The 25,385-nt window shown below is 72.2% G+C and carries 28 protein-coding genes; 12 read left to right on the forward strand and 16 right to left on the reverse strand.

The window, feature by feature from the left end:
• Positions 1-27: 27 nt before the first annotated feature.
• Positions 28-483 carry a MarR family transcriptional regulator gene (locus tag AB0G11_RS30020; protein ID WP_219504785.1) on the forward strand — a complete coding sequence of 152 codons (456 nt, stop codon included), beginning with the start codon at positions 28-30 and terminating at the stop codon, positions 481-483.
• Here the strand turns inward: AB0G11_RS30020 and AB0G11_RS30025 are convergent.
• Together AB0G11_RS30025 and AB0G11_RS30030 are read right to left on the reverse strand one after the other, a co-directional pair.
• Positions 467-934 carry a DUF1003 domain-containing protein gene (locus tag AB0G11_RS30025; protein ID WP_357589954.1) on the reverse strand — a complete coding sequence of 156 codons (468 nt, stop codon included), beginning with the start codon at positions 932-934 and terminating at the stop codon, positions 467-469. The genes AB0G11_RS30020 and AB0G11_RS30025 overlap by 17 nt on opposite strands.
• Positions 931-2,136 (reverse strand): CBS domain-containing protein, encoded by a 1,206-nt coding sequence (locus AB0G11_RS30030; protein WP_357589956.1) that lies wholly within the window; start codon positions 2,134-2,136, stop codon positions 931-933. Before AB0G11_RS30030 ends, AB0G11_RS30025 begins: the two co-directional genes overlap by 4 nt.
• Before the next feature lie 100 nt (positions 2,137-2,236).
• Between AB0G11_RS30030 and AB0G11_RS30035 the strand changes: the two genes are divergently transcribed.
• Complete coding sequence (locus AB0G11_RS30035; protein ID WP_219504788.1) at positions 2,237-3,184, forward strand: EamA family transporter; 948 nt, start codon at positions 2,237-2,239, stop codon at positions 3,182-3,184.
• Positions 3,185-3,188: 4 nt separating this feature from the next.
• On the opposite strand, the gene AB0G11_RS30040 is transcribed toward AB0G11_RS30035, so the two are convergent.
• Positions 3,189-3,569: a hypothetical protein gene (locus tag AB0G11_RS30040; RefSeq protein WP_246644768.1), complete on the reverse strand. Its 381-nt coding sequence runs from the start codon at positions 3,567-3,569 to the stop codon at positions 3,189-3,191.
• A gap of 61 nt (positions 3,570-3,630) precedes the next feature.
• Between AB0G11_RS30040 and AB0G11_RS30045 the strand changes: the two genes are divergently transcribed.
• Positions 3,631-4,563, forward strand: coding sequence for a CoA ester lyase (locus tag AB0G11_RS30045; RefSeq protein WP_219504789.1), 933 nt, complete (start codon positions 3,631-3,633; stop codon positions 4,561-4,563).
• On the opposite strand, the gene AB0G11_RS30050 is transcribed toward AB0G11_RS30045, so the two are convergent.
• Both AB0G11_RS30050 and AB0G11_RS30055 read right to left on the reverse strand, forming a co-directional pair.
• Complete coding sequence (locus AB0G11_RS30050; protein WP_219504790.1) at positions 4,560-5,102, reverse strand: DUF6529 family protein; 543 nt, start codon at positions 5,100-5,102, stop codon at positions 4,560-4,562. The genes AB0G11_RS30045 and AB0G11_RS30050 overlap by 4 nt on opposite strands.
• Positions 5,099-5,818 carry a hypothetical protein gene (locus AB0G11_RS30055; protein ID WP_357589958.1) on the reverse strand — a complete coding sequence of 240 codons (720 nt, stop codon included), beginning with the start codon at positions 5,816-5,818 and terminating at the stop codon, positions 5,099-5,101. Before AB0G11_RS30055 ends, AB0G11_RS30050 begins: the two co-directional genes overlap by 4 nt.
• A 101-nt stretch (positions 5,819-5,919) precedes the next feature.
• Here AB0G11_RS30055 and AB0G11_RS30060 point away from each other — a divergent pair, with 101 nt between their 5' ends.
• Both AB0G11_RS30060 and AB0G11_RS30065 read left to right on the forward strand, forming a co-directional pair.
• Positions 5,920-6,888 (forward strand): CPBP family intramembrane glutamic endopeptidase, encoded by a 969-nt coding sequence (locus AB0G11_RS30060; RefSeq protein ID WP_357589960.1) that lies wholly within the window; start codon positions 5,920-5,922, stop codon positions 6,886-6,888.
• 341 nt (positions 6,889-7,229) lie between these two features.
• Complete coding sequence (locus AB0G11_RS30065) at positions 7,230-10,091, forward strand: hypothetical protein (protein WP_357589962.1); 2,862 nt, start codon at positions 7,230-7,232, stop codon at positions 10,089-10,091.
• Here the strand turns inward: AB0G11_RS30065 and AB0G11_RS30070 are convergent, their stop codons facing one another.
• Positions 10,092-10,469, reverse strand: a complete 378-nt coding sequence (locus AB0G11_RS30070) for an NUDIX domain-containing protein (protein WP_308125734.1) — start codon at positions 10,467-10,469, stop codon at positions 10,092-10,094.
• A 41-nt stretch (positions 10,470-10,510) separates the two neighbouring features.
• Here AB0G11_RS30070 and AB0G11_RS30075 point away from each other — a divergent pair, with 41 nt between their 5' ends.
• Genes AB0G11_RS30075 through AB0G11_RS30090 form a run of 4 tightly spaced genes read left to right on the forward strand, consistent with a single transcriptional unit; the run spans position 10,511 to position 13,603 of the window.
• A complete protein-coding gene (locus AB0G11_RS30075; protein WP_246644770.1) occupies positions 10,511-11,185 on the forward strand; it encodes a DUF6758 family protein in 675 nt (224 codons plus the stop codon).
• Positions 11,186-11,221: 36 nt separating this feature from the next.
• Positions 11,222-11,830 (forward strand): MarC family protein, encoded by a 609-nt coding sequence (locus AB0G11_RS30080; protein ID WP_308125735.1) that lies wholly within the window; start codon positions 11,222-11,224, stop codon positions 11,828-11,830.
• A gap of 11 nt (positions 11,831-11,841) precedes the next feature.
• The gene (locus AB0G11_RS30085; protein WP_219504796.1) at positions 11,842-12,549 is read left to right on the forward strand and encodes an MBL fold metallo-hydrolase; all 708 of its coding nucleotides are present in this window, start codon (positions 11,842-11,844) and stop codon (positions 12,547-12,549) included.
• Between the two features lie 28 nt (positions 12,550-12,577).
• Positions 12,578-13,603 carry a PD-(D/E)XK nuclease family protein gene (locus tag AB0G11_RS30090; protein ID WP_357589964.1) on the forward strand — a complete coding sequence of 342 codons (1,026 nt, stop codon included), beginning with the start codon at positions 12,578-12,580 and terminating at the stop codon, positions 13,601-13,603.
• Positions 13,604-13,661: 58 nt separating this feature from the next.
• Here the strand turns inward: AB0G11_RS30090 and AB0G11_RS30095 are convergent, their stop codons facing one another.
• From AB0G11_RS30095 to AB0G11_RS30105, 3 genes are all read right to left on the reverse strand, one after another.
• A complete protein-coding gene (locus AB0G11_RS30095) occupies positions 13,662-14,570 on the reverse strand; it encodes an oxygenase MpaB family protein (protein WP_357589966.1) in 909 nt (302 codons plus the stop codon).
• A 13-nt stretch (positions 14,571-14,583) separates the two neighbouring features.
• Entirely contained in the window at positions 14,584-15,474 is an 891-nt protein-coding gene (locus tag AB0G11_RS30100) for an alpha/beta hydrolase (RefSeq protein ID WP_219504799.1), read from the reverse strand.
• Between the two features lie 256 nt (positions 15,475-15,730).
• Entirely contained in the window at positions 15,731-17,626 is a 1,896-nt protein-coding gene (locus AB0G11_RS30105) for a DEAD/DEAH box helicase (protein ID WP_357589968.1), read from the reverse strand.
• Positions 17,627-17,978: 352 nt separating this feature from the next.
• Here AB0G11_RS30105 and AB0G11_RS30110 point away from each other — a divergent pair, with 352 nt between their 5' ends.
• Positions 17,979-18,623 (forward strand): ferritin-like fold-containing protein, encoded by a 645-nt coding sequence (locus AB0G11_RS30110; RefSeq protein ID WP_219504803.1) that lies wholly within the window; start codon positions 17,979-17,981, stop codon positions 18,621-18,623.
• A gap of 348 nt (positions 18,624-18,971) precedes the next feature.
• Here AB0G11_RS30110 and AB0G11_RS30115 read toward each other — a convergent pair whose 3' ends face one another.
• The 5 genes from AB0G11_RS30115 to ligD (AB0G11_RS30135) all read right to left on the reverse strand — a co-directional run bounded on the left by AB0G11_RS30115 (position 18,972) and on the right by ligD (AB0G11_RS30135) (position 21,983).
• Positions 18,972-19,202 carry a DUF3107 domain-containing protein gene (locus tag AB0G11_RS30115; protein ID WP_049574576.1) on the reverse strand — a complete coding sequence of 77 codons (231 nt, stop codon included), beginning with the start codon at positions 19,200-19,202 and terminating at the stop codon, positions 18,972-18,974.
• 87 nt (positions 19,203-19,289) lie between these two features.
• On the reverse strand, positions 19,290-19,910 hold the full coding sequence (locus AB0G11_RS30120; RefSeq protein ID WP_219504804.1) for a TetR/AcrR family transcriptional regulator: 621 nt from the start codon (positions 19,908-19,910) through the stop codon (positions 19,290-19,292).
• A 61-nt stretch (positions 19,911-19,971) separates the two neighbouring features.
• Positions 19,972-20,184, reverse strand: coding sequence for a hypothetical protein (locus tag AB0G11_RS30125; protein ID WP_246644781.1), 213 nt, complete (start codon positions 20,182-20,184; stop codon positions 19,972-19,974).
• A 48-nt stretch (positions 20,185-20,232) separates the two neighbouring features.
• Positions 20,233-21,105 carry a non-homologous end-joining DNA ligase gene (gene ligD / locus AB0G11_RS30130; protein ID WP_357589970.1) on the reverse strand — a complete coding sequence of 291 codons (873 nt, stop codon included), beginning with the start codon at positions 21,103-21,105 and terminating at the stop codon, positions 20,233-20,235.
• Positions 21,102-21,983 carry a non-homologous end-joining DNA ligase gene (gene ligD, locus AB0G11_RS30135; RefSeq protein ID WP_219504810.1) on the reverse strand — a complete coding sequence of 294 codons (882 nt, stop codon included), beginning with the start codon at positions 21,981-21,983 and terminating at the stop codon, positions 21,102-21,104. Before ligD (AB0G11_RS30135) ends, ligD (AB0G11_RS30130) begins: the two co-directional genes overlap by 4 nt.
• 83 nt (positions 21,984-22,066) lie before the next feature.
• Between ligD (AB0G11_RS30135) and AB0G11_RS30140 the strand changes: the two genes are divergently transcribed.
• The gene (locus tag AB0G11_RS30140) at positions 22,067-22,951 is read left to right on the forward strand and encodes a Ku protein (protein ID WP_357589972.1); all 885 of its coding nucleotides are present in this window, start codon (positions 22,067-22,069) and stop codon (positions 22,949-22,951) included.
• Position 22,952: 1 nt separating this feature from the next.
• Here AB0G11_RS30140 and AB0G11_RS30145 read toward each other — a convergent pair whose 3' ends face one another.
• Complete coding sequence (locus AB0G11_RS30145; RefSeq protein WP_357589974.1) at positions 22,953-23,681, reverse strand: hypothetical protein; 729 nt, start codon at positions 23,679-23,681, stop codon at positions 22,953-22,955.
• 190 nt (positions 23,682-23,871) lie between these two features.
• Positions 23,872-24,252 carry a hypothetical protein gene (locus AB0G11_RS30150; protein ID WP_219504816.1) on the reverse strand — a complete coding sequence of 127 codons (381 nt, stop codon included), beginning with the start codon at positions 24,250-24,252 and terminating at the stop codon, positions 23,872-23,874.
• 229 nt (positions 24,253-24,481) lie between these two features.
• On the opposite strand from AB0G11_RS30150, the gene AB0G11_RS30155 reads away from it, so the two are divergent.
• Complete coding sequence (locus AB0G11_RS30155) at positions 24,482-25,378, forward strand: alpha/beta hydrolase (RefSeq protein WP_357589976.1); 897 nt, start codon at positions 24,482-24,484, stop codon at positions 25,376-25,378.
• The last annotated feature ends 7 nt before the right edge of the window (positions 25,379-25,385 follow it).

Genomic DNA, 25,385 nt, shown 5'->3' on the forward strand with positions numbered 1-25,385 from the left:
GTTTGTGCAACGTTCTAAGGTTACTCCGTGACTGTTCTGCCCGACGAGGGGCTCACCGCCGGGGAGCTGGCGGTCTGGCGCGGTCTGCAGCGAGCCCAGCTGGGCATCACCCGTCACCTGGAGGCCGAGCTGCTCGACGGCCACGACCTGCCGCTGGCCTCGTTCGACGTGCTGACGCACCTGGCCGAGGCGCCGGGGCGGCGGCTGCGGATGAACGACCTGGCGGGCCGGGTGCTGCTGTCGCGCAGCGGGCTGACCCGGCTGATCGACCGGTTGCAGCGTGACGGGCTGGTGACGCGCGAGGCGTGCGCCGACGACGCCCGCGGGCTGTTCGCGGTGCTGACGCAGGCCGGCGTGGAGCGGCTCGCGGAGGCCACACCCACCTACCGGCGGGGCGTGCGGGCGATGTTCCTGGACCGGCTCACGCCCGGCGACCTGGCCCAGGTGCGCGGCCTGCTCGACCGGCTCACGGACGCTCCCTGAGGTCCTCGGCCAGCCGCTGGAGCTCCGAGCGCAGGTAGTCGCGGGTGGTCACCTCGCCCAGCGCCATCCGCAGCCCGGCGATCTCCCGGGTCAGATACTCGATCTCCGCCTGGTTGCGCTCGGCGGTCTCGCGGTCCTGCTCGTACTGGATGCGGTCGCGGTCGTCCTGGCGGTTCTGCGCCAGCAGGATCAGCGGCGCCGCGTACGAGGCCTGCAGCGACAGCATGAGCGTCAGGAAAATGAACGGGTACGGGTCGAACTGCAGGCGGTCCGGGGCGGCGACGTTCCAGAGGATCCACACCGTCACGAACACGGTCATGTAGACCAGGAACCGCGCGGTGCCGAGGAAGCGCGCGATCCGCTCCGACAGCCGCCCGAACGCCTCGGGGTCGTAGTGCGGGCGCAGCGAGCGGCGCAGCTCCCTGGGCTGGTCGAGGCGCTCGCTCGTCACGGCTCCGGCCTCTCGCGCCAGTCCTCCGGCAGCAGGTGGTCCAGCACGTCGTCCACGGTGACGGCGCCGACGAGCCGGTTCAGCTCGTCGACCACCGGGGCCGCGACCAGGTTGTAGTTGGCCAGGTAGAAGGCCACCTCCGGCAGCGTGAACTCGGGCCTGATCGGGTCGATCGACGGGTCGATGACGGCGCCGAGCAGCGTCGACGGCGGGTCGCGCAGCAGCCGCTGGAAGTGCGTCACCCCCAGGTACGGGCCCGTCGGCGTCTCGTTCGGCGGCCGGGTGATGTAGACCTGGGCGGCCACGGCGGGCGTCAGGTCGTGCTGCCGGATGTGCGCCAGCGCCTCGGCCACGGTGCCGCTCGGCGGCAGGATCACCGGCTCGCTGGTCATCATGCCGCCCGCGGTGTCCTGCGGGTAGGTGAGCAGCCGCCGCACCGGGGCGGCCTCCTTGGGCTCCATCAGCGCCAGCAGCTCGGCCGCCTGCTGGTCGGGCAGGCCGCCGAGCAGGTCGGCGGCGTCGTCCGGGTTCATCTCCTCCAGCACGTCGGCGGCCCGCTCGGGCTCCAGCATGCCGAGGATGCCGATCTGGTCGCCGGGCGGCAGCTCCTCCAGCACGTCGGCCAGCCGGTCGTCGTCGAGCGCGCGGGCGATCTCGATGCGCCGCTTGCCCGGCAGGTCGTGCAGCGCGCTGGCCATGTCGGCGGCCCGCATCTCCTCGAACGAGGCGATCAGCCCGGCCGCCCCCTGGTCCTTCTGCAGGATGTCGAACCCGGACACCTCGTCCCAGTCGACGACCTTCGGCTCGCGCCTGCGCCTGCCCTTGTAGACGGCGACCTTGGTGATCTCCCAGGTGGACGGCTTGATCTCGGCCATGGCCACGTCGTAGACGGTCATCTGCTCGTCGCGCACCCGGACGGTCAGGTCCAGCATCTCGCCGATCACCAGGGTCTCCGTGACGCGCTGCTCGAACCGGCGCATGTTGATCCGCCCGGTGAAGATCACCGCGCCTGCCTCGATGCCGCGCACGCGGGTGATGGGCAGGAAGACGCGGCGGCGCGGCTGGACCTCCACGACCATGCCGTGCGCGCTCGGCGGCCGGCTGCCCCGCAGGGTGGTCACCACGTCGCGGATGCGGCCGATCTGGTCGCCGGCGGGGTCGAAGACCGGGGTGCCGGCCAGTCGTGCCACGAAGATCTGCACGTCAGCCACGTTAACAGGGGCCCGGCGTTGCGCCGGGGACCCCGAGCGTGTCAGTATCAAACGTTTCGAACGGTGATTACTCCTCCCTGGTGGTGCGCCCATGCGGTATGCGGGACTCGCGATCGCTTTCGTGTCCTCGGTGTGCTTCGCGTTCTCCGGACCGATGGCGAAATATCTCATCGCGGCCGGGCTCGCCCCCATCGAGGCCGTATGGGCGCGCATGGCCGGCGCCGGGCTGCTCCTGCTCGCCGTGCTCGCGCTGGTCAAACCGGCCGCGCTGCGCATCCCGCGCTCGCGCCTGCCGTTCTTCGGGGCGTACGCGATCGTCGCGGTCGCGGGCGTGCAGGCGCTCTACTTCGTGGCGATCACCCGGCTGCCGGTCGGCATCGCGCTGCTGCTGGAGTTCATGGCGCCGGTGATGGTCGTGCTCTGGGTGCGGTTCGTGCGGAAGGTACGGCTCGCCAGGGCCGCGTTCGTGGGCGCGGTGACGGCGGTGCTGGGGCTGGGCATCGTGGTCGAGTTCTGGGACGGGCTGCGGCTCGACGCGCTGGGGCTGTTGCTGGGGTTGGCCGCGGGGGCGTGCTGCGCCGGATATTTCCTGATGAGCGATAGCTTCGGCGACGACGTGGACCCGCTCGGCCTGATCGCCTGGGGCATGACCGGGGCGGCCGTCGTGCTGCTGCCCTTCGCCCGGCCCTGGGACATCCCGTGGAGCGCCTTCGCCACCGCCGCCACCCCGGCCGCCGGGGCGTCGGAGCTGCCGGTGCTCGGCGCGTATCTGTGGATGGTGCTCGTCGCCACCGTGACGGCCTACATCCTGGGCGTCAACGCGGTGCGCCGCCTGTCGGCCGCCGTGGGCGCCACCGTCGCCTCGCTGGAGGTCATCGGCGGCGCCGTCGTGGCCTGGGTGCTGCTCGGGGAGGCGCTGGGCGTCTTCCAGATCATCGGCGGCCTCATCGTGCTGTCGGGCGCGCTGCTCGCCCAGACCGCCACCGCGGGCGCTCAGCCCTCGCCCGCCACCGGCCTCGCCGAGCCGGTGCGCACCTGACGCCTCAGCAGGTGCACACCGGCTTGGGCGTCAGCCGCAGCACCGAGGAGCCGGCCGCCCACCGCTCGGCCAGATGCTCGCTGTCGGTCGTGTTGAGCCGCTCCTTGACCAGCGCCGCGACGGCCTCGGGCTCGGCGGCCTGGTCGACCAGCTCGATCCTGGCCTCGAACTCGGCGAGCCTGGCGCCGTTGTCCTTGCTGCGCAGCGTCACCCAGACGCTGCCGAGCCCCTCCAGGCCGGGCAGATACTGCTCCTCGCCGCCCGTCACCACGTAGATGGCGCCGTCGTGCCAGGTGTGCCAGGCCAGCCGGGCACGGTCGAGAGAGAGCCAGAGGACGCCGGACTTCTTGGCGCCCTCGATGATGGCCCCGTTGATGTCGGTCACGGCTCGACCTTAGCCGGGGGGCCGATTCCGGGAGGGCCGAACGGGCCACTAGCGTGGGCGCATGCGTTCACGTCGCTCGGTCCTCGCGGTGCCCGGCAGCAATCCCCGGTTCCTGGAGAAGGCGCAGGGCCTGCCCGCCGACGAGGTGTTCCTCGACCTGGAGGACGCCGTCGCGCCCCTGGCCAAGGAGGAGGCGCGCCGCAACATCGTGGCCGCGCTGCGCGAGGGCGACTGGACCGGCAAGACCCGGGTCGTGCGGGTCAACGACCTGACGACGCAGTGGACGTACCGGGACGTCATCGAGATCGTCGAAGGTGCCGGCGACAAGCTCGACTGCCTGATGCTGCCCAAGGTCCAGGACCCCACCGAGATCGTCTGGCTCGACACGCTGCTCACCCAGATCGAGAAGACGATGGGCTTCGAGGTGGGCCGCATCGGCATCGAGGCGCAGATCGAGAACGCCCGCGGGCTGGTCAACGCCGACTCCATCGCCGGTTCGTCCAAGCGGCTGGAGACGCTGGTGTTCGGGCCGGCCGACTTCATGGCCTCGATCAACATGCGCACCCTCGTCGTGGGCGAGCAGCCGCCCGGCTACGAGGAGGGCGACGCCTACCACTACATCCTGATGCGGCTGCTGATGGCCGCCCGGATGCACGACCTTCAGGTGATCGACGGGCCCTACCTGCAGATCAGGGACGTCGACGGCTACCGGCGGGTCGCCCGGCGGGCCGCGGCGCTCGGCTTCGACGGCAAGTGGGTGCTGCACCCGTCGCAGATCGAGGCGGCCAACGAGGTGTTCTCGCCGTCGCAGGAGGACTACGACCACGCCGAGCTCATCCTGGAGGCGTACGAGCACTACACCACCGTGGAGCGGCGCGGCGCGGTCATGCTCGGCGACGAGATGATCGACGAGGCGTCGCGCAAGATGGCGCTGGTCGTGGCCGCCAAGGGCCGGGCCGCCGGGCTGACCAGGACGACCCGGTTCGAGCCCTAGACCTTCAGCCCGATCGTCGTGAAAAACCAGAACGACGAGGTCAGCCAGAGCCCCACCAGCGCGGTGAACGCCAGCCCGCCCAGCACCGGCAGCGTCCAGCCCGGCGCGTCGGCCCTGCGCAGCGACAGCATCTTGGCCACGAACACGCCGTAGAAGAAGCAGCCGAGCAGCGAGTGGACGGCGACCCTGGCCACGTCGTACTGCAGCCCGAGCGCGTACAGGCAGTGGAACGCGACCGGGATCGTCAGCAGGAACGCCAGCCTGCCCGACCAGCGGTGCACGCCCGCCGGGATGTCGACGCCGAGCCGCCCCCACAGCGACAGGGCGGAGACGACCTGCACCAGCGCCAGCACGGTGGCGCCCGTCGTCAGCCACACCTTCATCGGCAGCGCGGCCGAGAAGCCCGCGACGCCCACGGCGAAGCCCGTCGGGGTGTGCGCGCGGCCGTACACGCCGAGCGCGACCATGATCAGGCCGCCGGCGAGCAGCGGCAGGAGCAGCGCGGCGGCACGGGCCGGGCGGTGCTGGATGGCGGTCATCGCATCTCCTCGATGAAGCCGTCGACGTCCTCCGGGTAGACGGTGGTCCCGCCGACGGTGACGGGGCCGGTCGGCTCGTCGCCGTCCAGCCGGGGGACCGGCACCTGCTCGTCGCCCGCGAACGCGGTCCCGACCTGGGTGAACCCGCCCTGCGGATCGCGCAGCACGATCCAGCCGGCGCGGATCCTGGCCCCTCTGACGATGGCGCTCGCCCGGTACAGGCCGGACGGCTTCTTCGCCACCGGGGCCACGAAGGTCCAGCTCTTGCCGCCTATCGACACCCGGCCGGTGGCCCTGCCGTCGCCGAGCTCGGCCTCGACCTTGGCCCCGCCGGAGCCCTTCAGCACGAGCTCGTCGCCGGTCGCGTCGCCCTTGAACCAGACCTCGGTTCTGCCGTCGCAGAAGTAGCCGATGGCCTTGCCGTCGCGGACGGAGATCGCGATCAGGCCGCCGTTGCCCTTGACGCGGCCCGCGTAGTCGGCCCTCCTCGGCGCGGCGGGCACGGACTCCTCGAACGTGGGGGTGGCGCTCGGCTCGGGCGTGCTCTCCGCCACCGGCGCGTTGGTCCCGGTGGTGTTCCCGGTGGTGCCGGCGGCGTTGTCGCCGGTGACGGCGGGGGTGTCCGCCGCGGGTATCGCCGTGATGCTGGCGACACCCAGCCCCACGGCGAGCACGGCGCCCGCCGTCAGGGTGATGACTGGTCCCAGCCTTGACATGGATGCGCTCCCAGGGTCGACATGACCTACGTCCCTGAGCATCCGCCGAAATCGCCGCGCCGTCTGTGAACTATTGCGTACAGGCTGGGAAGATTCTGTAGATGCAGGAGAATCCTGGGCCACCGCATTCCTACGGCACGTACCCGTACCCGCCGCCGCAGCCGTCCTGGTACGTGCCGACACCGCGCGGCGCCCGCTACGACCATCTGGCGCGCACGCCCGCCGCGCAGCTCTGGCGGCAGGTCGTCGGCACGCTCGTGGTCGCCGCCGGGTTCTTCGCGGTCGGGTTCGTCGTGCTGCTCGCCGGGATGATGCTCGGCACGATCCTCGGCATCCCGCCGCCCGCCAACCCCGAGCAGATCTCCGGCGACCCGGTGTTCGGCATGGCCCAGCTCCTGCTGTCGCTGGCGGTGGTGCTGCCGGTGGTGTTCGGCACGGTCGCGCTCGTGCAGCGGCGGCGGCCGGGCACGATCTCCTCCGTCGCCGGGCGGCTGCGGTGGGGCTGGATGCTGCGCTGCGCCGCGCTGGCCGTGCTGGCGCTGGTGCCCGGGCAGGCCGCCCAGCTCGTCACCCTCGCGATCACGGGGGAGCCGGTCGACGACTTCTTCGGCTGGGTCGGGTGGGCGTACTTCCTGCCGGCGCTCGTCGTCATCGTGCTGCTGGTGCCGTTCCAGGCGGCCGCCGAGGAGTACGTGTTCCGCGGATGGTTCCTCCAGGCGTTCGGGGCGCACGTGCGCAATCCGGTGTGGAGCATCCTGATCAGCTCGGCGGTGTTCGCGGGGATGCACGGCTACTCGTCGGCGGGGCTGGTGGACGTGTTCCTGTTCGGGGCGGTCATGGGGTTCCTGGCGGTGCGGACCGGCGGGCTGGAGGCGCCGATCGGGCTGCACGTGGTGAACAACATGGTGGCGTTCGGGCTGAGCGCGGCCTCGGGGCAGCTCGACGACGCGCTGTTGCAGGACCAGGTGCCGTGGCAGTCGCTCGCGGGGTCGCTGGTGCAGCTGGCGGTGTACGCCATCGGCGTGCTCTATCTCGCTAAAAAGCGGTCAATCAGCGCCTATTCCGGATAAATCGCCGCGCAGTGCCGGGAATCTCGCTAGAGAGGTCTCGCCATTCCGGCTCCGGCATGCTGGTCTGGATGTCGTGGGTTGCGAGCGTCATTCGGAAGTGATCATCGGCGCCCCCCGGGGTAGAAGCAGTTGGAACGGTCCGCCTCCCCGCGGCCCGATCCACCCGCCGACCAGGCCAGACCTGACACGTGGAGGAGGTACGGCGCGTGGCCTCCGGCGCCAGTGACGAGCCTCGGCTACCGCCGGGCGACGACGACCCGGGTTCCGGGAGCGGATCCGGCGAACCCCGGATCCGGCACACCCCGCCGGGTCCCAGCGACGACCGTGCCCGCGGCTTACCGGTGACATCCCCCTGGGGCATGCCGCCGTTCGCCGCCCCCACCCCCGAGGACGACGACGAGGCCGCCGAGGACCCGCCCAAGGGCCGGCGCCCCTACAGCTCCCCGACGGCCGACCCCGGGACGGAGCCGCGCCGCCGTCCCCGCCGCACGGTCAACCGGCCCGACAAGCTCGTCGCCTCCGGACCGCCCCGCCCCACGCCGGAGGCCGCCAAGCCCAAGGAACCCCCCTACCACCTGCCTCTCCCGCAGACCGACGACGACGACGAGCCGCGCCCCGTCCGCATCCCCCCGTACCTCCTCACCCACCATCCCCCGGCCCCCGCCCCACCCGACGCTCCCGTACGGCCTCCCGCCCCGGAAGAAGCGGATCCCGTACGGCCCTCCGATCCGGAAGAAGCGGACCCCGTACGGCCCCTCGCTCCCGAGGAGGCGCAGGCCGAGGGCGGCGAGGTGGGCGAGGAGACCGTGCGGCGGGTGGGGAGGCCGCCGGCGGGGCGGCCGACGCGGCCGGACCTGCTCGTGGCGGCCGGCCCGGAACGCCCCGGCAACGGGGGCAGGCACGAGCGGACCCTGGCCCCCTCGGCGGTGCGCCGGGCGAGCCCGATGCGGCGGCGCCGGCGCGGCACGGTGCCGATGGCCGTCGCGCTCGTCGTCGCCCTGCTCGTGGCGGGCGGCGTGCTGCTGTGGCAGTGGGTCACCCCCGACGACCCCGGCCTGAGGCTGGCGGCGGGCGTCGGCAGGCCGGGAGACAGCCTGTTCACCGTGCCCGCCTCCACCGGCCTGGGCTCCAACCAGAAGCTCAACGACATGGCCTCCGTCGGCGGCGCGGTCGTGGCGGTGGGCAGTGACATGACGAGCCCGACGCCGCGCCCGCTGTTCCTGTTCTCGCCCGACGGCGAGCGGTGGCGGCTGGGCCGGGTGACCGGCGCGGCGGCGCCCACGGTGCAGCGGGTCGTCGGCGGCGGCGGACGCTGGCTGGCGAGCGGCGGCGACGAGCTGACCGGGCGCGCCATGTGGACGAGCGCCGACGGCCTGACCTGGGAGGCGGTGGAGCCGGCCGGGCTGGCCGCGTTCCGCGACGGCGACGTGGTGCACGACATCGCCAGGACCGGGTCCGGGTTCGTGGCCGTGGGCCGCTCGACCCTGCAGAACGGCGGCGCGGGCGCGGCCGCCTGGCACTCCGCCGACGGCCGCTCCTGGGACCGCGTCGACACGCGCGGCCTGGACGTGGGCGAGCTGCGCGCGGTGGTGGCGAAGGGCGACACGGCGGTGGCGCTGGCCCAGCCGGGGCAGGGCGACGGCTCGCGGGTGCTGCGCTCGGCCGACGGCGGCCGGAGCTGGGCGGCGACCGGGTTCCAGCTTCCTGAGGCGATGCCGAGGGCGGGCTCGCTGGCGGTGGCGCCGAAGCGGTTCGTGCTGGTGCCGGTCCGCCACCGCACGGCCTCGGGCGACGTGCGCGTCTACTGCTCGCCGACGGGCGCGGAGTGGTCGCAGTGCGGCACGCTCGACGAGCTGGGCGGGCAGAGCCCGGGCGTGGAGTCGCTGATCTCGCACGCGTCGGGCGTCGCGGCCGTCAGCCAGGCGAACCTGGGCGGCTACTCGGTGCTGACCAGCGCCGACGGCGGGTCGTGGAAGGAACGGGCGGAGCTGGGCGACCTGGCGGGGGCGACGCTGCGCGGGTTCACGATCTCCGGCGACGGCACCCTGTTCGCGGGCGGCGACCAGGCGGCGGCCGACGTGGACAACCAGCTCGTGCTGATGGCGGCGCCCGAGCGCGGCAAGCCCGCCCGGGTGCGGCTGGCGGGCGTGGACGGCCTGTCGCGGGCCGCCCGCGAGACCTCACGGGTGGCCGGGCACGACGGCCGTTACGTCGCGGTGGGCTCGGCGTCCGGCGACGCCGGCATCTGGACCAGCCTCAACTGGCAGGACTGGACGTCCATCAGCCTGGGCGGCCCGCGCCAGCAGCGGCTCAGCGACGTGGCCCACGGCCGCAAGGGCTGGCTGGCGGTCGGCGCCACCCAGACGGACGTGCAGGTCACCGAGCCGCTGCTGGTGGCCTCGGAGGACGGCCGGGCCTGGCGCAAGGTGGCCGCCGACGGCGATCTGGCCCGGCCGGGCGACCACCCGTACCTGGACGCGCGCGTCCTGGCCGCCGGGCCCGACGGCTACGTGCTCGCGGGGGAGGACCGGGGGCCGACGGGCACGGTGTCGGCCGCGCTGTGGTTCACGCCGGACCTGCGCCGGTTCACCCGCTCGGACAAGCTGCCGCAGGGCGGCTCCGACGTGCGGATCCACGACCTGGCGGCCACCTCCGACGGCTATGTCGCGGTCGGCGGCGCGGGCGTGGGCGCCGGCGAGAGCGGCGTCGTGTGGGTCTCCGACGACGGCGTCAACTGGAAGGCGCGCAAGCGCGTCGCCCCGCCGGGCACGTCCTCGGCCGGGCTGCGCCAGGTGGCCGCCTACCAGGACCGGCTCGTCGCCATCGGCGCCGCCGTGACGGACGAGGGCGCCCGCCGCGCCTTCTCCGCCGTCTCCGAGGACGACGGCGCGACCTGGCGCACGGCCTGGCTGCCCGCCGAACGGGCGGCGGCGGTGTACGACCTCGCGGCGGCCGGCCCGGGGCTCGTCGCGGTCGGCTGGCACGGCACGCCCGGCGACGGCGACAGCGCCGCCTGGACCTCCGAGGACGGGATCGGCTGGAGCCGCCTGGACCTGACCGAGGACAGCCTGGCGGGGCCGGGGGCGCAGTGGCTGACGGCGGTGACGGTGGCGGGCGAGGAGGTCGTGGCGCTGGGCCGCTCCACCACCTACAGCGACGACCACCTCATCCTGTGGACCTCCACCCTCACGTCCAGCCGCTGATCAGGGCGGGAGCGCGTCCCACTCCCGCAGCGCCTCCAGCAGGCCGGGCGAGAGGGCCAGGCGGGTCAGCTCCGTGCGGGCGCACCAGCGGGCGTCGACGGCGTCGTCCGACGCGCTGAGCACGCCGCCGGTGACCGTGGCGAAGTAGTCGCGGATCTCGTACGTGACGCCGGCCGGGCCGGGACGGTCGACGGCGCCGGCGAGCGGGCCGACGGCGACGCGCAGGCCGGTCTCCTCCATGACCTCGCGGCGGACCGCGGCCTCGTCGCTCTCGCCGGGCTCCACGCGACCGCCGGGAAGCGACCACAGCCCGGCCGACGGAGCATGGCCGCGCCGTACGAGAAGCAGCCGCCCGGCGTCGAAGATGATCGCTCCCACACAATTTACGCGCACATGGCCAAGATTACGACGGGATAACGATGAGCGGCCTTGACGGGGCCGGGCCCGAGGAAGCACCGTGGGTAGCTGTGAGAGCGGCTCCAACGTGCCCACGGTGTTTTGGCCCGCTTCACGGGCCCGGTGCGTGGTCCAGCGCATGGCGTTGTGACGCGCACGGAGACGTCCTGCCGTATCAGCCGCCCCGGCCGCCGTCCGCGACGGCCCTGGAGGCGATGCGGAAGAACTCCATGGTGCCCGTGTGGCTGCCATGGCCGTTGCCGTCCAAATGGATGGTGACCGGCTTCGCGGAGGTGGGCGACGAGCACAGAGGCGTCCGGGCCAGCGTGGTGGCGCTGAGCGGGCCGTCGTTCATGCACGGGCCGGCCGACCTGCTGATCGTCGCCGAGGAGCCCGGGGTGGGGCTGGGCGCGGCGTTCGCCGGGCTCGACGGGCCCGACCCGGGCGAGGGGTTCGACCACGGGCCGCCGAACGCGAAGATCGAGGTGCTCGGGCACCCGACGCCGCTGTGGTGCGTGGGCGCGGCGGCCGACCGGGCCGTCTACGCGGGCGAGGCGGCGGGCAACTGGCTGTGGACGATCGCCTGGCCGTCGGAGGCCGGCTGCCTCATCGCGCTCGCCGAGCTCAGCCTGCTCGATCTGCGCGACCTCGACCTCGACGTGCCTTACGGGGCGTTCTCCCCGAGACTGGAAGACTGACAGGCGTTCCCCCTCGTACGGCGTGCTGGGGGAGCGGTGCTGAGGTTCTTCGTCGAGGCGTTCGTGACGATGTTCGTCATCATGGACCCGCCGGGAGTCATCCCGCTCTTCCTCGCCTACACCTTCGGGCGCACCGCCCAGGAGCGCAAACGGGTCGCCTGGCAGGCGTCGGTGACCGCGTTCTGCCTGATCGTGGTGTTCGCGGTGTTCGGCCAGGCGATCCTCGGCTACCTGCACGTCGAGGTGGCCGCCATGCAGATCGCGGGCGGGCTGCTGCTCCTGCTGGTCGCGCTGGAGCTGCTGCGCGGGGCGGCCGAGCCGCGCGCCGACACCGTCCGCTCCAACGTGAACGTCGCCCTGGTGCCGCTCGGCACGCCCCTGCTCGCCGGGCCCGGCGCGATCGTGGCGACCATCGTCTTCGCCCAGCAGGCCGCCGGGGTGCCCGGCGGCATCCTGGCGCTCGGGCTGGCGATCGCGGCCGTGCACATCCTGCTGTGGCTGTTCATGCGCTTCTCCGTGAGCATCATCCGCCTCATCAAGGAGAACGGCGTCGAACTCGTCACCAGGATCGCCGGTCTGCTCCTGTCGGCGCTGGCCGTGCAACTCATCATCAACGCGATTCGCTCACTCACGCAGACGGGCTAGAGTTCGGAGGCGTGACAGCGCGTATCGAGCGAGTGGTGACCGAGGGCGTCGTCGAGATCGACGACGTCGAGCACAAGGTCGAGAACAACACGTGGATCATCGGCGATGACGACGAAGTGATCGTCATCGACCCGGCGCGTGACGCCGACAAGATCCTTGAGCAGGTCGGCGAGCGCGAGGTGCTCGCCGTCATCTGCACCCACGGCCTGCCCGACCACGTCGGCGCGGCCATCGAGGTGGCCAGCCGCGACGAGGCGGTCATCGCCCTGCACCCCAAGGACAAGCCGCACTGGCGGGAGACCTGGACCGAGACCTGGCCCGACATCGACATGGAGGACGACGGCATCTTCGGCGTCGCCGACGTGCAGCTCGATGTCATGGAGACGCCCGGGGTGACGCCGGGCGGCGTCTCGCTCTACTGCGAGGCGCTGGAGGCGGTCTTCACCGGCAAGACCCTTCAGGCCGACGGCCCGGGCAAGCTCGGCGGCGAGTACCCCCGCCTGGCCGACCAGCTCACCGCGATCGGCGGGCGGCTGTTCACGCTGCCGGCCGCGACGCGGGTGCTGCCCTCGCACGGCGAGGAGGTCACCGTCGGCGACCTGGAGCCGCACTTCGACGACTGGATCTCCGGCTCGCTGACCCGTGAGCCCGCTCCCGAGGGCCCGCTCTCCGACGGCACCCGGGTGTCGGGCATCAAGCTCAACCCGGGCGACGAATAGGGTGCAGGGCCAGCTTCCGCTGGAAGGGATGCCGCGGCGGCTCTATTCGTGCACGCCGTCGCGGTTGAACGCCTGGCTCGACTGCCGGCGCCGCTACCGGTTCACCTACCTGGACCGGCCGCAGCCGTCCAAGGGCCCGGCCTGGGCGCACAACAGCGTCGGGGCGAGCGTGCACAACGCGCTGGCGGCCTGGTGGCGGGAGCCGTACGAGCGGCGCACCCCGCTCACGGCGGCCACCCTGCTCACGAGCGGGTGGATCACCGAGGGGTTCAGGGACGGGGAGCAGTCGGCGCGGTGGCTCGCGCGTGCCCGCGACCTAGTGTCCGGATATGTCGCGACTTTAGACCCCAGTGATGATCCGGTCGGCGTCGAACGGACCGTCGCCACCCGCACCAAGGTCATCGCGCTGTCCGGCCGCATCGACCGGCTCGACCGGCGCGGCGACGAGCTGGTGGTCGTCGACTACAAGACCGGGCGGCGGCCCCTCACCCAGGACGACGCGCGCTCCTCGCTCGCGCTGGCGGTCTACGCGATCGCGGCGTCCCGGATGATGCGCACCCCCGCCCGCGCCGTCGAGCTGCACCACCTGCCGACCGGCGAGATCGTCGAGTGGCGGCACACCGACGAGTCCCTCGGCCGCCACCTGAGCCGCGCCGAGGAGATCGCCCTGGAGGCGGCCGACGCCGACGACCGCTATCGCGCGGCGGTGTCCTCCGACGCCTCCAGCGCCCCGAGCCGCCGCTCCCGGTCCGCCCCGGCCTGGGAGACCGGACCCGGCGGCCCGGCTCTCCACACGCCGCCTCAGCCGCGCCCAGCGGAGCCTGAACCACGGCCCTCGGCGGATCAGGGCAACCCGGGAGCCGCCTGGCCGTCCAAGGACGACCTGCGGCGCGAGCGGGCGTCCGTGGGCCCGGCCGCCGTGCCCGCCGAGATCGACGCGCTGTTCGCGCCCAGCCCGGGGCCGATCTGCGGGTGGTGCGACTTCCGCCGCCACTGCCCGGAGGGGCTGGCCGCCGCCCCCGAGCGCCGCCCGTGGGACGGCCTGGCGGAATAGCGCACCCCTGACCGGCCCGGTCAGGAGGTGGGCCAGTGGCGAGGATGGATGGCGCCGGTCAGGGGCTGGGCCAGTGGCGCGGGTCGACGGCGCCGCGCAGCCCCTTGCGGACGTCGTAGCCGGCCGCCGCCAGCCGCTGCCGGGAGTCGCGCAGCATCCGCCGCGTCGCGGGCAGGAACGCCCGGTCGTGCAGCGGCTCCGGCAGCGCGTTCATGGCCAGCCTGAACGCCGCCAGCCCGGCCGTCACCACGTCCTGCGGCACCTCCGGCAGCATCCCGTACATCCGCCTGGCCCAGTCCGGCAGCGTGTAGTAGCACAGCGCCCCGAACGGGAAGTAGACCGGTTTCCCGGCCGACAGCAGCCGCAGCCGCGGCGGCATCTTCGGCCACAGCAGGAACCGCACGGCCGCCCTGGCCTCCTCCGTGACCCGCAGCGCGGGCCTGGCCGCCTTGAAGTAGGCCGCCATCTCGGCGCGCGAGCCGGGCACGTCCTCGGGGTGCAGCCCCACGTAGGCGGCGCTGCGCCGCTGCTCGGCGAGGTAGCGGTCGGCCTGCGGCCCGGTGAGCGCGAGCCCGCCGCGCCGGGCGACCTCCAGGTAGGACGAGACCTCCGCGCAGTGCACCCACAGCAGCAGCTCCGGGTCGTCGACCCGGTGCGTCCGGCCGCCGGGCCCGACGACGCGCAGGCTCCGGTGGATGCCGCGCACCCGCCTGCCGATCGCGCCGGCCTCCTCCGGGGTGCCGAACGTGACCCGCCCCACGAAGTCGGCGGTACGGCGCAGCCGTCCGAACGGGTCGGTGCGGAAGTCGGAGTTCTGCCAGACGCCGAGCATCGCCAGCGGGTGCAGAGCCTGGAGCATCAGCCCCCGGACGCCGCCGACCCACATCGTGCGGTCGAGGTGCACCCGCCAGGTCGCGCTGCGCGGTGACTGGACGGCGAGGGTCGGGACGGCGAGGTCTTCGGACATGGTGGACGCATGGTTACACAGCGCCCGATCGAGTGTCCAAAAAGTGGCTTTCGGCGTCGTTCCAGAAGCGGACCAGCGCGGCGGCCGTCGTCTCGGGCGCCTCCACGGCGGGTGAGTGCACGGCGCCCGGCACCACCACGCACTCCGCCTCCAGCGTGGCCGCCATCTCCGCCTGCGTCTCGGCCGGCCAGCCGTCGTCGTGCTCGCCGTACAGGACCAGCGTGGGCACCTCGATCTGGCGCAGCTCGGGCGTGCGGTCGTGCATGGTGAGCACCTGCTCGGCCATGCACGCCAGCCCGGTCGGGGAGTTGGCCAGCAGCCGCTTGCGCAGGAACGCCATGATGTCGTCGGGCACCCCGGCGGCCACGGCCTCCGGCTCGAACCTGGCGTGCCACACGTGCTCCAGGCCCAGCTCGGGGATCTCGCGCAGCATCTTGCGGCCGTGGTGGGCGCGCTTGCCGGCGATCGCCGACGGGCCGGAGCTCATCAGCGTGAACGAGGCGAACTTGGTGCGCCCGTCGATGACGGCCTCCCGCGAGACCAGGCCGCCGAAGGAGTGGCCCACCAGGTGCACCGGCTCGCCGCCGCCGAGGGTCTGCGCGAGCTGGTCGACGTCGGCGCCGAGCGCCGCGCAAGTGTAGGCGCCGGGGTCGTCGGGGCCCGGCGACTCGTACTGGCCGCGCAGGTCGATGGCCAGCACCCGGCGGCCCGACTGGGCCAGGGTCTGCAGGACCGCGATGAAGTCTTCCTTGCTCCCCGTCAGGCCGGGCACCAGGAGTGCGGGCCAGCGCTCCACCACGCCGCTCACCGGCGACGCCTCCAGGGCCGCGAACGTGCCCTCGGGGGTGTCGATCTTGCGTGGTGCAACGCCGGGAGGCAGCTGCAGGAATCGCGGCGTACTCACGTGGGGCAACAATACCCAGAGGTCAGTGCGTCAACACCGGCTAACCTCCTACGCTGGTGCCGGATTTCGGGGGAGTTGCCAGCTTATGGGGGTGCCGGACGCCGGGTCCGGGACGCGCGGCGCGTACCTGGAAGGCCGGTGGGCGAGGTTCCGGCCGGAGCGCTCACCCGCCCGTCACGGGGGCCGCTGACATGCGGAAGGGCGCGCACCCGGGTGGGTGCGCGCCCTTCACACTGTGCTCTTCACACTGCGGTCGTCAGCCCGCGCGGCGGCGGTTGCCGCCGCCACCACCGCCACGAGCCTGGCGGCGCTGCTGCTTGCGCTCGGTGGCGGCGGACGGGGCGATGTCGTCGTCGTCCGTCGCCAGGTCGGGCGACTGGAAGATCACCGTGAACGGGCTCGGCGGGATGATCCGCTCCGGCTCCCTGGACGCCGCGGGCGGCGGCGGGGTGGTCAGGAAGCTGGGCACCGGCTCGGCCGGCGACGGCTCGACGGCAGGCGCCACCCGGACCGGCTCCGCGGCCCGCGCCGGCTCCGGCGCCCGCGTGGGCTCCGGCGCCCTGGCGGGCTCAGGAGCGCGTACGGGCTCGGCGGCCTTGACGGGCTCGGGCGCCTTGACGGGCTCGGCGGCCTTGACCGGCTCGGCGCTCACCACGGGCTCAGCGGCCTTGACAGGCTCTGTGACCTTGGCGGGCTCTGTGGCCCTGGCCGATTCGGCGGACGCCCGCTCCGCCGACGAACGGCGGGTGCGGCGGCGCGGCTCGGCGGCCACGGCCTCCACCTCGTCAGCAGAGATGATCGCGGGCGTCTCCTCCGGCTTGCGGGAGCGACCGTTCACGAGCTCGACCTCCGGCGTCTCGACGGGAGTGCCCTCTTCGGCGGACTTGCCACCACGGGTGCGGCGGCGCTGGCGAGGCGTGCGGGCCGGACGGCGTTCGTCACGCTCCTCACGCTCGTCACGGCGTCGGCCGCCGCGGTTGCGGGGGCGGCCCGTCTCGCCGAGGTCCTCGATCCGCTCCGCCGACAGCCCCGCCCGGGAGCGGTTGGCGTGCGGCAGCACGCCCTTGGTGCCCTCGGGGATGTTGAGCTCGGTGAAGACGTGCGGCGAGGTGGAGTAGGTCTCGACGGGCTCGGCGAAGTCCAGGCCGAGCATCTGATTGATCATCTTCCAGCGGGTCAGCTCCTCCCACTCCACGAACGTGACCGCGATGCCCGTGCGCCCGGCCCGGCCGGTGCGGCCGATGCGGTGCACGTAGGTCTTGTCGTCGGTGGGAGCGTCGTAGTTGACCACGTGGGTGACGTCGTCGATGTCGATGCCTCGGGCCGCCACGTCGGTGGCCACCAGCACGTCGATCTTGCCGTTGCGGAAGGCGCGCAGAGCCTGCTCGCGCTGGCCCTGGCCGAGGTCGCCGTGGACCGCCGCGACCGCGAAGCCGCGGGTGTCGAGCTGCTCGGCGACCATGTCGCAGGCCCGCTTGGTCTCGCAGAAGACCATGGTGAGCCCGCGCCCCTCGGCCTGGAGCAGCCGGGCGACGATCTCGATCTTGTCCATCCGGTGGGTGCGCCAGACGATCTGGCGGACCTGCGGAGTGGCCTCACCCTCGCCGCTCTCGTGCTCGGCGCGCACGTGGGTGGGACGGTTGAGGTACTTGCGCGAGAGCGAGACGATCTCACCCGGCATGGTGGCCGAGAACAGCATCGTCTGCCGCTGCGCCGGGATCAGCTTGAAGATCCGTTCGATGTCGGGCAGGAAGCCCAGGTCGAGCATGCGGTCGGCCTCGTCGAGCACCAGGCTGGTGATCTGGCTGAGGTCGAGGTGCTTCTGCTTGACCAGGTCGAGCAGGCGTCCGGGGGTGCCGACGATGACGTCGACTCCGGCCTTCAGCGCCTCGATCTGCGGCTCGTACGCGCGACCGCCGTAAACGGTCAGGACGCGCGAGCCGAGCTTGCCCGCGGCGGTGACGAGGTCCTCGCTCACCTGGTGGGCCAGCTCGCGGGTCGGCACGACGACCAGCCCGCGGGGCTTCTTGCGGTTCTTGCGCGGCTTGCCGATGCTCTGGAGCATCGCGATGCCGAACGCGTAGGTCTTGCCCGTGCCCGTGCGTGCCTGTCCGATGAGGTCCTGGCCGCCCAGTGCGAGCGGGAGAGCCATCTCCTGGATCGGGAACGGTGTGGTGATGCCCTCGGTCTCGAGGGCATCGGCGATTTCTGGTGTGACTCCGAGGTCTCGGAAAGTCGTCAGCGTGGCCTGCCTCAGTCTCAAATGAAGGCGGGCCTGCCGGGACCGATCGGGCGGAAAAATACCCCCGTGCCTGGGTCCTCGCGGTAGAGCCAGCCCTCTCATGTCATCAGCGACCGCGCACCCGGGGAGCGGGGGCATCCGGGAGAGATTCCCCCGAATTTACACAGTGCGGTCGCACTTTCACAGAGCAGTGTACTCGATACCACAACGCTGGCCGAGCTCACGTATGTTCCCGAAGATTGACCGAAGTACGCTGCGACGTATGAACGAGTCCCCTGCGGTCGTCGATTTGCTCGGCGTCCTGGCCTATGCCGAGCTCAGCGCCTTCACGCGGATGACCGACGACGCGGCGCGGCTGGCGCCCACGCTGGCCGACCGGGCCGCGCTCAGCGAGCTGGCCGTGGCGGAGTACGCGCACTTCCGGCTGCTGCGCGACCGGCTCACCGAGCTGGGCGCCGATCCGGACGCGGCGATGCAGCCGTTCGCCGAGGCGCTCGACGCCTGGCACCGCCAGACCACGCCGACCGACTGGCTGGAGGCGCTGGTCAAAGCCTATGTCGGGGTCGGCATCGCGCTCGACTTCTATCGGGAGGCGGCCCGGCGGCTGGAGCCCGCGATCGCCAAGCTCGTGGACGAGGTGCTGGCGGACGAGGGGCGGGCCGGGTTCGCGGTCGAGCGGGTCAGGGCGGGCATCGCCGCCGACCCGGTCGTCGGCGGGCGGCTGGCGCTGTGGGCCAGGCGGATGGTCGGCGAGGCGCTCAGCCAGGGGCAGCGGGTGGCCGCGGCCCGGCCGGAGCTGGCGATGATGCTGGTCGAGTCGGGGGCCGACGACCAGGCCGAGATCTCCCGGATGTTCGCCCGCCTCACCGAGGAGCACAACAAGCGCATGGCGGCGCTCGGCATCTGAACCCGGTGCAGGGCTGTCGAGGGGATCGCACGGCGCGGGGCGGCGAACGGCTGTAGCGTGCCAGGCATGAGGGCCTCGCGCCGCTACGGCAGTTCCTTGACCAGATGTGGGCCGAATCGCTGGCCGTCGCGGGCCGTGCTGCGCAGGGGAGGCGCGTGGTGCCCGGCCCGGGGGCCGGAGATCGCCCCCCGGCGCCGCCGCCCACGCGGCTGCCGCCTCGCCTGACCTGATCTGACCTGACCTTGATCGGGCACTGATCGGGCCCGGCCTGGTCCGGCCCGCCAGACCCGCGACCCCCGGGGCCGGTGGAACGCGGTCCCGGGAGTCAGGTCGTGCGGGCCGGAAAGGTCAGAGGGTGCCGCCGAAGCCCACCGGGCGGGATTCGTCCTCGCCGATCTCGATGAAGCCGAGCGCCGCCACCGGCACGACCACGCGCCTGCCCTTCACGTCAGTGATGGCGAACACGCCCCGCTCGGCTGCCAGCGCCTGCCTGATCTCCTCCTCGACCTGCTCCGACGACAGGTCGGTCTCCACCACGAGCTCGCGGTGTACGGAACGTACCCCGATCTTGACTTCCATCGTGCTCCCTTTCGACGGGGCTGTGCTGGTCCCATCGTGGCCGCTGCGTGCCGGAAACACGCCGATTGATCGCGCCCAGCGAACGGGTTATGCCGTACGCGGAAAACCGCTGATGCCCCGCCAGGCCAGCCGGGCCATGAGCTGCTCGGCCGCGTCCTTCGGGATGGAGCCGTGCTTGGTCACCCAGTAGCGGGCGCTGACCTCGGCCATGCCGACCAGCCCGACCCCGAGCAGGTGCGCCTCGTCGCTGGTGCAGCCGGTGTCCTCCTGGATCACCGCGCTGACCATCTCGGCGCACTCGCTCAGCGACCGCTCCACCCGCTGCCGCACCGGCGCCACGTTGCGCAGGTCGGACTCGAAGACCAGGCGGAACGCCTCGCCCTGGGTGGAGACGAAGTCGAAGAACGCGCTGAACGTCGCCTGGACCCGCAGCTTGTTCTCGCTGGTGGAGGCGAGGGCGTCGCGGCAGCGGTTGACCATGTCGTCGACGTGCAGGTCGAGCAGCGCCAGATAGAGCTCCAGCTTGCCGGGGAAGTGCTGGTAGAGCACCGGCTTGCTGACCCCGGCCCGCTCGGCGATCTCGTCCATGGCGGCCGCGTGGTAGCCGTTCTCGACGAACACTTCCTGCGCGGCGCTGAGCAGCTGCCGGCGGCGGGCGAGTCGGGGCAGCCGGGTGCCCCGGGGCTTGGCGTCCGGGGTAGCGGTCACGCGGGTCTCCAACGTCTTCGTGCGGATCGTGCCGACATCCTACGCGCGGGTAGCCGCCGCCTCAGCGATAGTCGTCATCGTCGAGCTCGACCACGCGGTCCTGGTCGGCCGCGTCGGCGGGGTCGACGTCGAACGGGACCTCCCGGCGCGGCCGGGACTCGTCCTCGCTCAACCGGCGCCGCTGCTCGACGGCGTCGGCCTCCGGCGCCTCCAGCGGCCGCTCCTCGTCGTCGGCGAAATTCGCCTCGTCCCCGCGTACGTCCATCTCCGACATGTCGTTCCCCCTTCACATGTGGCCCCGTTGCGTGCGGACGCACCCAGCCTACGCCGCGTCGAAAAGGTCGCCGTGCTTCTCCACCCTGGCGAGCACGTCGGTCGTGGTGAACACCAGGTCGTCGGCGTGTTCGCAGGTCTCGACCTCCTTCCACAGCAGCGGCGTGGAGACCGTCGGCCTGGCCCTGGCGCGCAGCGAGTAGGGGGCCACGGTGGTCTTGGCCGGGTTGTTCTGGCTCCAGTCGATGAACACCTTGCCGGGCCGCAGCTTCCTCGTCATGACGCTGACCACCTCGCCCGGATGCTCCTTGGCGAGCGCCTGGGCCAGCCGCTTGGCGTACGCGGACGGCTCCTCGCGGCCGTCCCAGGCGGCGTAGAGCTGCATGCCCTTGCTGCCGCTGGTCTTGGGCCTGGCGGTGAGCCCGTCGGCGGCCAGCACCTCGCGCAGCATGAGCGCCACCCGGCAGCACTCGACGATCGTGGCGGGCGGGCCCGGGTCCAGGTCGAACACGAGCGTGTCGGGCGGCAGCGCCTCGCCGTCGTCCGAGACGCGCCACTGTGGGACGTGGAGCTCCAGGGCGGCCAGGTTGGCGTAGTAGACGAGGGTAGGCAGGTCGTCGACGACGGCGAAGTCGATGCTCTCGCGGTCCTTGGTGCTGCCCGGGACCGGCAGCCGGACGCGCCGGACCCAGCCGGGGGTGTGGTCGGGGGCGTTCTTCTCGAAGAACGAGGCCCCCTCGACGCCGTTGGGGTAGCGCTTGACGGTCAGCGGGCGGCCCGCCAGGTGGGGCAGCAGCACCGGGGCGACGCGGCTGTAGTAGTCGATGACCTCGGCCTTGGCGAATCCCTCCTCCGGGTAGAGCACCTTGTCCAGGTTGCTCAGCGTGAGCTCGCGCCCGTCCACCTTGACGGGGACCTTCACCGCGTCACCTCCGCAGGGAGCTTGTCCGCCCGCAGCCCGCGCCACACGGGATGGCGCAGCCGTTGGTCGTCGGTCCACATCGTGTAGGCCACCTCCCCGACCAGATCGGGTCTAACCCATCGATTACGCCACGGGACCGCGTTGCTGAACGGGCTCCGCGCGATCTCCAGCGGCGCCAGCATCCCGTACAGGAGATCCAGGGCCTCCTCGGTGAAGCCGGTCCCGACGTGGCCGACGTACGTGAGGCCGGCGGGCGTGAACACGCCCATGACGAGCGAGCCGATGCCGCCCGCCCGGCGGCCCTTGCCGGGCTTCCAGCCGCCGATCACCACTTCCGTGATGCTCAGGTTCTTGACCTTGATCCAGGCGGGGGAGCGCACGCCGGGCTGGTAAGGAGAATCGAGCCGTTTGGCCACCACGCCTTCGAGGCCCTGCTCCGAGGTGGCCGCCAGCAGGCCGGAATCGCCGGGGAAGTAGGGAGGGGCGCCGATGTCGAGCTCGTCCAGGAGGCTGCGCCTGGCCCGGTACGGCAGGTCGCACAGGGACATGCCGTCGAGATAGAGCAGGTCGAAGGGCAGGTACGTGACGGGGTAGCGCTCCAGGATCAGCGGCTCGGGGTCGGTCAGGTGCATGCGCCGCTGCAGCCGGACGAAGTTCGGCCGGCCGTGGCGGTCCAGCGCCACCACCTCGCCGTCGATGACCGCACTTTTCATGCCGAAGTCCGAAATTTCGGGGTAGCGGCGGGTGTAGTCAGCCCCGTGCCTTCCCGTCACCCGGAGGCCACCGTCCACGTGCACGATGGCGCGAATGCCGTCCCACTTGACCTCGAGGCCGTACCGGTCGTGATCGGAGGGTAGTTCCCCTGGTACAGCCAGCATTGGTTCAATCGAGTGTGGCATTGGTTGCACCATGACGGGTATGTGCCCATTGGTGGACCGCCCGCTACTGCTGAGGAGTGCCGATGCGCAGCATCTGGAAAGGTGCGATCTCCTTCGGGCTGGTCACCATCCCCGTCAAGCTCTACACGGCCACCGAACAGAAGGACGTCAGCTTCCACCAGGTGCACCGCGAGGACGGCGGCCGCATCCGCTACAAGAGGGTGTGCACCGTCGACGGCGAAGAGGTCGCCTACGCCGACATCGCCAAGGGTTATGAACTCGGCACCGGCGAGATGGTCGTGCTGACCGACGAGGACTTCGAAGGACTGCCCCTCAGCACCTCCCGGCGCATCGACGTGCTGCAGTTCGCCCCGGCCGAGCAGATCGACCCCATCTACTTCGCCAAGTCCTACTACCTCGAACCCGACGCCCAGGGCGCCAAGCCGTACGTGCTCCTGCGCAACGCCCTGGAGAGCTCCGGGCAGGTCGCCGTGGTCAAGGTGGCGCTGCGCCAGCGTGAGTCGCTCGCCACGCTGCGGGTCCGCGACGGCGTGTTCGTCCTGGAGACCATGCTGTGGCCGGACGAGATCCGCAAGCCCGACTTCGAGTTCCTGGACGAGGACATCGAGGTACGGGCCCAGGAGCTCAAGATGGCCGAATCGCTCATCAACACGATGGAGGCCGACTTCGACCCCACCGAGTACCACGACACCTACCGCGAGGCGCTGCAACAGGTGATCGAGGCCAAGGTGGCGGGCAAGGAGGTCGTCGCGGCCCCCGAAGAGGAGGAGGCCGGGCCGGCCGTCGACCTCATGGCCGCGCTGCGCGCCAGCGTCGACGCCGCCAAGCGCGAGCGCACCGGCGGGGGCGCCGCCAAACCCAAGAGGGCCGCCAAGGAGTCCAAGGAGTCCAAGGAGTCCAAGGAGAAGGAGGCGGCCCCCAAGCGCAAGGCGCGCAAGTCCGCGTGACTCAGACGGACAGCCACTTCTTCGGGCCGAGGTTCTTCAGCCTGTCGGTGCGCGCGTAGCCGATCTTGCCGCGTTCCGGGGCCAGGACCTTCGTCCACTTCTCACCGGGGCGCGAGGCGCACGCGCCCAGTGTGCGGCCCTGGGAGCCGAAGTGCTCCAGCTCCTTCGCGCCCCGTTCCGGCTTCACGTAGACCCGCGTCCCGGCCTTCACCCGGTAGGCGCACGTGGTCAGCCGCGCCTGGGCGGTGGCGTTCCCCCGATCCCGGGTCTCCGGCCTCGGCCCCCGCGCCTCCCTCTCGACGCGCCCCTCCGTCAGCCCGGGCCCCTGCCGGGCGTCGCGCCGGTCACCTGCTCGGCGGTCGCGCAGGTCGCCGGGGGTGCGGGTGTCCTGGAGAGCGCGGGTACGGGCCTCGCGGGCCTCACGGTGGTCGCGGGTCGGGTGGCGGTCGTTCGCCCAGTGGTCCGGGTGGGTGGGGAGGTTGTCGGCCCAGTGGCCGCGCCGGTCGTGCCGGTCGTGCCGGTCGCGGTGGTCGGCGGACCAGCGGTGGCGGGCTTCCTGGAGGTCGCGGGCCCGGGCGTGGCGGGACTCGTGGAGCTCCTGCCGCAGCTCGCGCAGGTCGCGGTGGGCGTTCGGGCCGGGCGGTGCGGGGTCGGCGAGCACGGGTGGGGCGGTCGCCAGGGCGGCGCCGGAGGCGGCCAGCAGGACGGCCGCGATGCGGGTGAATGCCATGGAAGCAGCTCCTATGTCGATGAAACTCCTCCTTGCATCGCATTTCCGACCCCGGACGGGAATGCGCCGCACAGCCGTATGACCGAATGCGGGTCCACGGCTTACCCGCACACATGAAAGCGAGGACACCGGAGATGATCCGGCGCCCCCGCGTTAGCTCTGCCCGGAACCCCGGGCCGAGATGATCGGTTTACCAGTGGCCACCGTGGTTGTGGCGGATCTTCAGGCAGCCGCGACGGTGCACAGAGCGGACCTTGTCCTCGGCCAGGTTGAGGAACACCTTGACACGGTTGACGTAACGGCCGTGGCCGTGACGGTGGCCGTGGTGGCCCCAGCCCCAGCCGTGGCCGTGGCCGCGACCCCAGCCGTGGCCGTGGCCCCAGCCGTGGCTGCGGTGCCAGCGGCACCAGCGCGGGTGAGCGACGAAGTTGGAGACGTTGGTGGCCGCGCCGACGCTGGTGGAGGCGTTGGCGGTGGTGGTGGCGGAGGCCGCCTCGCCGACACCCACCATGCCGCCGGTGAGGGCGGTGGTCAGCGTGGCGGCAGCCATCATGGTCTTGAGCTTGGACATTGTGCTTCCCCCTGAACGGTTCCTTGCACTTGCGGCAATTTCCGTGATGACGGAGAGTGCCTGAGATGTCACGCTGGGTGTCATCTGGTTGTCATACTTTCCGGGGGTTGCAGGCCATAAACGGCGATCAAGTCCTTTTGCCGCACGCTTGGCCTGTCGTTAGATCAATTAGAGATGTATGAAGCGATATAAGCTGAAATGTCCAGAAACTCGTGTGTGAGGAGGAGGCATGGCAGAGCCGGTCCCGCACTGGCCGGGGCGGATGGTCGGTGACGTCCACGTCAGGTCCACCCCGCCCGGCGCCCCCGAGCAGGCGGTCTTCGTACACGGTCTGGCAGGGGCGGCCACCAACTGGACCGACCTCATGGACGAGCTGAAGGACGACGTCACCGGGCACGCGATCGACCTGCCGGGCGCCGGGCACTCGCCCGCGCCTGCCGACGGCGACTACAGCGTGGCCGCGCACGCGGCCGCGGTCGTCCGGCTGCTGGAGCAGGTCGGCCCGGCGCACCTGTTCGGCAACTCGATGGGCGGGGCGGTCTGCGTGCGCGTCGCCGCCGGACGCCCCGAGCTGGTGCGCTCGCTCACGCTCATCTCGCCGGCGCTGCCGGACCTGCTGCCCCGCTCCGGCCCGGTGCGGGTGGCCGCCGCCGCGACGCCCCGGCTGGGCGAGTGGGTGGCGAGCCGGCTCAAGCTGATCCCCGCCGAACAGCGGATCAACGCCTCGTTCGCGGTGGTCTGGGCGGACATGGCCGCCGTGCATCCGGTACGGCTGCGCGAGGCGATCGAGGAGCAGCGGCGCCGCGACGAACTGCCGTACTCCGCGGCCGCGATGATCGGCTCGGCCCGGGGCATCGTGGCGGAGTACTTCCGGCGCGGCGCGGACAACCTGTGGCGCCAGGCCGAGAAGATCCAGGCCCCCACGCTGATCATCCACGGCCGCCACGACCGGCTCGTCCGGCCCGCGATGGCCGCCAGGGCGGCGCGCGCGTTCCGTGATCTGAGACTGGTGCTGCTGCCCAGGGCCGGGCACGTGGCGATGATGGAGGTGCCGCGCGTGGTGGCCGCCGAGGCGCGCCGTCTGATCCGTGAGACGCGATTGGGGAATGCCCCACTGCCCGGCTAGGTTTCAC

The organism is Nonomuraea sp. NPDC023979 (genome assembly GCF_040639085.1).
Classification (GTDB): Bacteria; Actinomycetota; Actinomycetes; order Streptosporangiales; family Streptosporangiaceae; genus Nonomuraea; species Nonomuraea ceibae.